Source organism: Actinoplanes aureus, assembly GCF_015704865.1.
Taxonomy (GTDB): domain Bacteria; phylum Actinomycetota; class Actinomycetes; order Mycobacteriales; family Micromonosporaceae; genus Actinoplanes; species Actinoplanes aureus.
In genome coordinates, this window is the sequence record NZ_JADQTO010000018.1 from 173,146 (window position 1) to 180,276 (window position 7,131).

Genomic DNA, 7,131 nt, shown 5'->3' on the forward strand with positions numbered 1-7,131 from the left:
GGTTGGATCGCGTGTGCCCAGAAGACGCCATTCGGGCCTGATCAGGCGGCGATGAGGCCGGGTGACGATCAGGTGACGCTTCCGGCCATTGGTCAGCTTCGCGCCATTGAATCCGCGCGTTCCCGGCTGACGGTCTCGGCGGTTTTCACGCTCTGGCGCCACGCTCGTCACCGCTCATCTTGCGAGCGTAGAACCAGGCCTAACTCGATCTTGCAGCAGAGAAACAGGCAGTGAGGACGGTCAGAACCCGAGGGTGGCGGCACCACCCACGACGGGCAGCCGGAACGTGCTCGCCGCCAGGTCCAGCGTGACCTGGGCGCGGTTGGTGTCCGGACGGGTCCAGAACGGGTCACTGCCGGCCACCACCACCCCGATCCGGTGCCCGGCCGGGAAGATGTGGTCGTCCACCTGGACCCGGACCGTGAAGTTGTAGGTCTCCCCGGGCACCAGCGGTGTCTCGGCGAGCAGTGAGTCACGGTTCTTCGCGTCCAGCCAGCCCCGGGTGACGACGTCGTAGGGAGTGTCCGCGGTGCGCTCGGCGGTCTCCCGGTAACACGCGTCGTCAGCCGGGGTGCTGGCGCCCCAGCAGGTCTCGGTGTCCAGCGTGACAAGCCCTTCCGACCAGGACGGAACGCCGTTGTCCACCACCAGGCCGGTCACCACCCGGTTGGCCGGTCCGTAGTCGACAAGTTTGACGGCGAGGTTCGTGTCGGTGTCGTTCACCCGGCCGGTGAGGTGGGCGTACGAGGTGCCGGAGATCCGGACCGGCTGGGTGAGCGCGGGGGAGAGGAAGACCAGCCGGCCGGGTGTCACGGTCTGCTCGTTCTCCACCATCGCGGTCTCGCGCTGTGCGGGATCGTCGGTGAAGGTTCCGGTGGCGGCGCCGACCGGGCCGGTGGTCAGGACGCCGGGACCGTCCGGTGCGCCGGCGCCGAGGCGTACCGTCACCGGGGCCGCCTGGCGGTCCGGCCAGCTCTGGTGCCGCTTCCATTGGCCGGGGGCGTGCTCGACGTCGGCGATGGGCTCGCTCATGATCCCGTTGGGTATGCCGTACAGCCAGAAGTCGAACCAGCGGTGCAGGGTGGTCATCCACTCCGCCCGGCGGAAGTCGAACGGTTCCGCGTGGCCGACCTGGGACAACCAGATCTTGCGCGGGACGGCGTTCCGGCCGAGCGCCTCCCACCAGGCACCGAAGTGCTCCGGGTCGACGTTCCAGTCGTTGAGCCCGTGCACCAGCAGCACAGCGGCCCGCACCCGGTCGGCGGACCGGACGTAGTCGCGCGCCGCCCAGAAATCGTTGTAGTTGCCGGTGGCGTCGTCCGGTGCGGTCTCGAGCTCGGCGCGCGCGGCGGCACACGTCTCCGCGGGCCGCCCGTTGACCTGACCGAACATCTGCGCCGGGCGCGGCCAGGGCGGCTGGATCGGCAGGCCGCCGTCGCGGTGGTACTCGTACCAGCTGGACGGACCGCCGACCGGGACGACGGTCCGCAGGCCGGCCACGCCGGTGGTGGCGACGCCGTTCGCGGTGGCGGCGTCCCACGACTTGCCGATCATGCCGACCCGGCCGGTGCTCCAGGCGGCGGCGACCGGACTGCCGTCGGCGCGGTACGCCCGCGCGCGACCGTTCAGCCAGTCGACGACCGCCTTGGCGCCCTGGATCTCGCTCGGTCCGCCGAGGTCGACGCAGCCCTCGGAGGCGCGCGTGCCGGCCAGGTCGGCGAGGACCACGGCGTAGCCGCGGGGCACGAAGTAGTTGTCGTAATACAGCGGGAAGGTGCCGTCCTGCTTCTTCTCGTTCTCGTTGCCCCGGCCGCAGCACGCGTAGTACGGACTGGATTCGAAGATCACCGGCACCCGGAGGCCGAGCGCGGTGGCCCGCGGCCGGATGACGTCGGCCGCGATCCGGTCCGGCCGGCCGTCACGGTCGCCGTCGGCGCCGGACTCGACGTAAACGGTTTCCCGTATCGCGTCCGCGTACGAGAAGACCGGTTGTGTCATGCCGAGACGGACCGCCGGGCCCGGCCGGGCGGCTGTCGCCGGGCTCGTGCCGAGCAGCGTGGCCATGCTCGCCAACGCGGCGACGGTGGCTCCCGCGATCCAGCGTCTCATTGTGCCTCCCGCCCGCAGGCTGGTGTGAGCGTGAATTCACCGGGGCGGATTCTGGCAGCGCCGGAAATGGGCGGTCAATGCGAATTAGAAATCTTCAAATCAATGGTTTGTCAAGGGCTGTAAAGAATTATCGGCAGAGGTTGTTCTCGATGAATGACGGCTCCTAGAGTGCTCGGTGGAAACGGAAATCCAGCTAGGGTGTGCAATGCTTGACCTGGCCACTGCGCGTTCACTTTCCCTGACCAATTCCGAGAGCGTGTACCGAGCTGCGTTGAGCATGTGCAGATACTCGGCGCAGTCAACCGGTGAAGCGATACTGCACCGGCGGGAACGGCAGCGACTCGCCCGGATGCGCCACGAGCGCCGCCGGGCCGACTATCTCGCCGGTCGCTGGGCGGCCAAAGCCGCCGTCACCCACCTGTGCGCGGTGCCGGAGCCGGCCGCTATCTGGCTCGAGCCGGGCGTCCTCCACCAGCCGGTGCTCGGCGGGCCGGGCACCGGCGACGTCGCGGTGAGCCTGACACACAGCCAGCAGGTCGGCGCGGCGGTGGCGTTCGACGTCGCCCACCCGGTCGGCATCGATCTGGAACGGGCTGACCCGCTTCGGGCCGGCACGCTCCACTCGGCGCTGACCCCCGGCGAAGGCGAGATCACGCGGGGCCTGCGGCTGGATCCACTGTTGGCGGCCACCGCGCTGTGGACGGCCAAGGAAGCGCTGGCGAAGTTCCTCCGCGTCGGCCTGAGCATCGACATGAGCCTGCTCGAGGTGGCCGCCTGGCGGACCGAGGGGGAGTGGTGGCGTCTGGAGTACCGCCACGTCGTGTCCATGAAAGCGCTCGTGCTCGCCGTGGACGACTGGCTGCTCGCGCTGTGCGTGCCGATCCGCACTGCCGTGTCGGCACCAGGTCTGCCGGGCTCCCTGTCCGCCGCACTGGCATGCGACCTCGCCCCGGTCGGAGCCGTCCTGTGACGCCGGCCGCCGGCCGTCCGACCGAATTGGAGTCGCCGTGATCGCCTACGTGTTCCCCGGCCAGGGTTCACAGTCCGTCGGGATGGGTGCGGGCCTGTTCGAGGAGTTTGCCGAACTGACCGCCGAGGCGGACCGGATCCTCGGCTATTCCGTCGCGGAGCTGTGCACCGCGGACCCGCACGGCCGGCTGGGGCGGACCGAGTTCACCCAGCCGGCTCTGTACGTCGTCAACGCCCTGTCCTACCTGCACCGGCTGAGCAGCACGGGCCGGGCGCCCGACCACGTGGCGGGGCACAGTCTGGGCGAGTACAGCGCCCTCTTCGCCGCCGGTGTCTTCGGCTTCGGCGAAGGGCTGCGCCTGGTCGCCCGCCGCGGTGAGCTGATGGCGACGGCCCGCGACGGCGGGATGGCCGCGGTGCTCGGGCTTGCGGCCGATGCGGTCGCCGGGGCGCTGTCCGAGGCCGGGCTGGACACCGTGGACATGGCCAACCTCAACAGCACCACTCAGGTCGTGCTCTCCGGCCGCCGCGCCGACATCGAACGGGCCGGGCCGATCCTCAAGGCGGCCGGTGCGCGGGCGTACACGATCCTCAACGTCAGCGGGGCGTTCCACTCCCGGTACATGCGGGAGGCGGCGGACGCGTTCGCCGGGACGCTCTCGGGCGTACCGATGTCCCGGCCCCGGATACCGGTGATAGCGAACGTCACCGCCCGGCCGTACCCGGCCGACGGCGATGTCGCCACCCTGCTCGCCCAGCAGATCACCTCGCCGGTGCGCTGGACCGAGACCGTGCGGTACCTCCTCGACGCCGGTGTCGAGGAGATCGAGCAGGTCGGGCCGGGCAAGGTGCTCACCAACCTGGTCCGCGCCATCCGGCGCGAGACCGCCCCGGCGGCCGCTGCCAGCCGCAACGGCGGCAGGCGGCCGGAGGCCGCGCCGCATGGCCGTCCGGCGGATCATGAGGGCGCGGCCTGGCTCGGCGACGCCGAGTTCCGGCGTCAATACCGTTTGCGGTACGCGTACGCGAGCGGCTCGATGTACCGGGGCATCGCCTCGCCCGACCTGGTGATCCGGATGGCGCGTGCCGGCATGCTCGGGTTCCTGGGCACCGGGGGGATGCGGCCCCAGCAGATCGACGACGCCGTCGCCCAGGTGCACCGGGCTCTCGAACCCGGGCAGGTGTTCGGCGTCAACCTCCTGCACGCCCCGGCGGACCCGGCCCGCGAGGACGAACAGGTCGACCGCTACGTGCGTCACGGCATCCGGCTCGTGGAGGCGTCCGCTTTCATGGACGTCACCGCGGCCCTGGTGCGTTATCGCTGCCTCGGGCTGCGGCGTGACGAGCAGGGCCGCGTGGTGGCGGAACACCGCCTGATGGCGAAGGTCTCGCGCCCGGAGGTGGCCCGCGCGTTCCTCGCTCCGCCGCCGGAGCAACACCTGCGCCGCCTGGTCAGCGACAACCGGATCACCGAGGAACAGGCCCGGCTGGCCGCCGAGGTCCCGATGGCCGACGACCTCACGGTGGAGGCGGACTCGGCCGGGCACACCGACGGTGGCGTGGCGTACACCCTGATGCCCGCGCTGCGCCGGCTGCGTGACGACCTCGCCGCCGAGCACGGCTACCGCCAGCGGGTACGCATCGGTGCCGCGGGCGGTATCGGCACACCGGAGGCGGCCGCGGCCGCGCTGATCCTGGGCGCGGACTACCTGGTCACCGGGTCCGTCAACCAGTGCACGGTGGAGGCGGGCACCAGCGAGCCGGTGAAGGATCTGCTGCAGCAGATGGGGGTGCAGGACACCGCGTACGCCCCGGCCGGGGACATGTTCGAGATCGGGGCGCGGGTCCAGGTGCTCAAGCGGGGCGTGTTCTTCCCGGCCCGGGCGAACAAGCTCTACCAGCTCTACCAACAGCACGACAGCCTCGAGTCGATCGACACGAAAACCCGCCAGCAGATCGAACAGCGTTACTTCAAGCGCACCTTCGAAGAGGTGTTCGAGCTGGTCCGGGAGTACAAGGGCGGCGACTGGCCGGCCGCGGAGACGCTGAGCCCGAAGCAGCGGATGCTGCTGGTCTTCAAGTGGTACTTCGCCTACTCCTCGGATCTGGCGATGCGCGGGGATCCCGGCGGCCGGGTGGACTACCAGGTGCACTGCGGACCGGCCCTTGGCGCGTTCAACTCCTGGGTGCGGGGCACCGAGCTGGAGGACTGGCGCCACCGGCACGCCGACGACATCGGCCGCCGCCTGCTCGCCGAGACCAGCGTCCTGCTGAACGACCGGCTGACCGCCTACCGGGCGGGATCCGGCCGCGCCGCGGCGCCGGACGACCTCGTGCTGGCCACCGCCGGGGACGGGTACCGGTCGTGACCGGGGTACAGGCCGGCCTGGAGGTGCTCACCGCCGGGCCGCACGGGCTGCGGCACAACGGCACTCTGCTCTTCGTCCACGGCGGCTATCACGGGGCGTGGTGCTGGGCGGAGAAGTTCCTGCCGTACTTCGCCGGGCTCGGCTACCGCTGCGTGGCGCCCAGCCTGCGCGGGCACGGCGAGAGCGCCGGCTTCGAGAAGCTGAACTCCTTCCGCCTGCGGGATTTCGACGACGACGTACGGGCGGTGCTGTCCGAGCTGCCGGAGCCGCCGGTGCTGATCGGTCACTCGATGGGCGCCGCCGTCGTGCAGCGGATCCTCACCCGGGAGCCCGATTCGGTGCGTGGTGCGGTGCTCATCTCCGCGCCGCCGCCGTCCGGCATCGGCGCCGGGATCGGGTTCCGGTGGATACGCACCGGCGGCTGGCCGGTGATGTGGCAGCTGTGGAAGCTGCACCAGGGCCGGATGCGGACCGGTGACCCGTTCCCGTTCCAGGCCTTCTTCCACGGCACCCTCACCGAGCAGCAGCGCAGCGACTACGTGGCCCGGGTGCAGAAGGAGTCGCACCGGGCCGGCAAGGAACTGGCCCGCCGGTTCGCCCGCGTCCCGGCCGGCCTGCGGATCCCGGTGCTGGTGATGGGTGGCGAACAGGACTGGCTGTTCCCGCCCGACCTCACCCGCCGGACCGCGCAGGCGTATGGCACCGACGCGGTCCTGATCCCCGGCAGCGGTCACATGGTCATGCTCGACGCCGCGTGGCGCCGCGCCGCTGACCGGATCGGTGAGTTCCTCGGCGGGCTCTGACCCGCTCCCATCCAGGCCGGCAGAAGGGCAGGCGGATGCGCAACGACAGCTCGTACGACGTACGGCGGATCGCCCGGAGCGTTCCGGCCGAGATCAAGCGTCTGGGCGCACAGGTCGAGCTCTTCGCCGACGCCGAGATGCGGGCGTACCGGCGTTTCGGCCTGCGCGCCGGGATGGCCGTCGCCGACCTCGGATGCGGTCCCGGCTTTCTTCTCCAGGCCCTGCGTACGGCCGAGCCGGACCTCGTACTGACCGGGATGGACATCGAGCCGCTGCTGCTCGAACAGGCCCGCGAACTGCTCGACGACGGTGGCCCGGCGATCACCCTGCTGGAGGGGTCGATCGAGAAGACCGGCCTGCCCGACGAGTCGTTCGACTTCGTCGTCTCCCGGCTGGTACTCGAGCACCTGGCCGATCCGATGATCGCCCTGCACGAGGTCCACCGGGTGCTGCGTCCCGGCGGGATCGTCGTCTTCGTCGACAACGACTTCGCGATGCACGTGATGACCCATCCCCACATTCCGGAACTGGACGACCTCTACCAGGCCTACTGCCGGTCCCGCCGGGACGAGGGGGGCAATCCCACCATCGGCCGGGAACTCCCCGCGCTGCTGCGCGCCGCCGGGTTCGGCGACATCCACTTCGACGTGCTCAGCGCGCACAGCCAGGTGACCGGCATCGACGCCTTCCTGCGCTCGGAGGGCTCGGGCATCCCGCTGCAACTGGTCCGCGACGGCTACCTGGACAGCCGTACCCTCGCGCGTCTGTCGGTGGGCTGGCGCGCCATGCGCCGCCGCGACGACCACGCGATCATCCGTCAGCTCTATGCCGCGGCGGGCCGCAAGGCGCACCCCGCCGGCGACCGACACTGAGGAGCGAGT

Annotated in this window: 5 protein-coding genes; 4 read left to right on the forward strand and 1 reads right to left on the reverse strand. The window is 70.9% G+C overall.

Going from position 1 to position 7,131, the window contains the following annotated elements:
* Positions 1-240 precede the first annotated feature (240 nt).
* A complete protein-coding gene (locus I4J89_RS32355; RefSeq protein ID WP_196417921.1) occupies positions 241-2,109 on the reverse strand; it encodes a Xaa-Pro dipeptidyl-peptidase in 1,869 nt (622 codons plus the stop codon).
* A 277-nt stretch (positions 2,110-2,386) separates the two neighbouring features.
* Between I4J89_RS32355 and I4J89_RS32360 the strand changes: the two genes are divergently transcribed.
* The 4 genes from I4J89_RS32360 to I4J89_RS32375 are packed head-to-tail and all read left to right on the forward strand — an operon-like array spanning position 2,387 to position 7,122.
* Entirely contained in the window at positions 2,387-3,079 is a 693-nt protein-coding gene (locus I4J89_RS32360; RefSeq protein ID WP_196417922.1) for a 4'-phosphopantetheinyl transferase family protein, read from the forward strand.
* Positions 3,080-3,116: 37 nt separating this feature from the next.
* Positions 3,117-5,447, forward strand: coding sequence for an ACP S-malonyltransferase (gene fabD / locus I4J89_RS32365; protein ID WP_196417923.1), 2,331 nt, complete (start codon positions 3,117-3,119; stop codon positions 5,445-5,447).
* Complete coding sequence (locus tag I4J89_RS32370) at positions 5,444-6,250, forward strand: alpha/beta hydrolase (RefSeq protein ID WP_196417924.1); 807 nt, start codon at positions 5,444-5,446, stop codon at positions 6,248-6,250. The genes fabD and I4J89_RS32370 overlap by 4 nt, the downstream gene beginning before the upstream one ends.
* A 35-nt stretch (positions 6,251-6,285) precedes the next feature.
* On the forward strand, positions 6,286-7,122 hold the full coding sequence (locus I4J89_RS32375; RefSeq protein WP_196417925.1) for a methyltransferase domain-containing protein: 837 nt from the start codon (positions 6,286-6,288) through the stop codon (positions 7,120-7,122).
* Positions 7,123-7,131 lie beyond the last annotated feature (9 nt).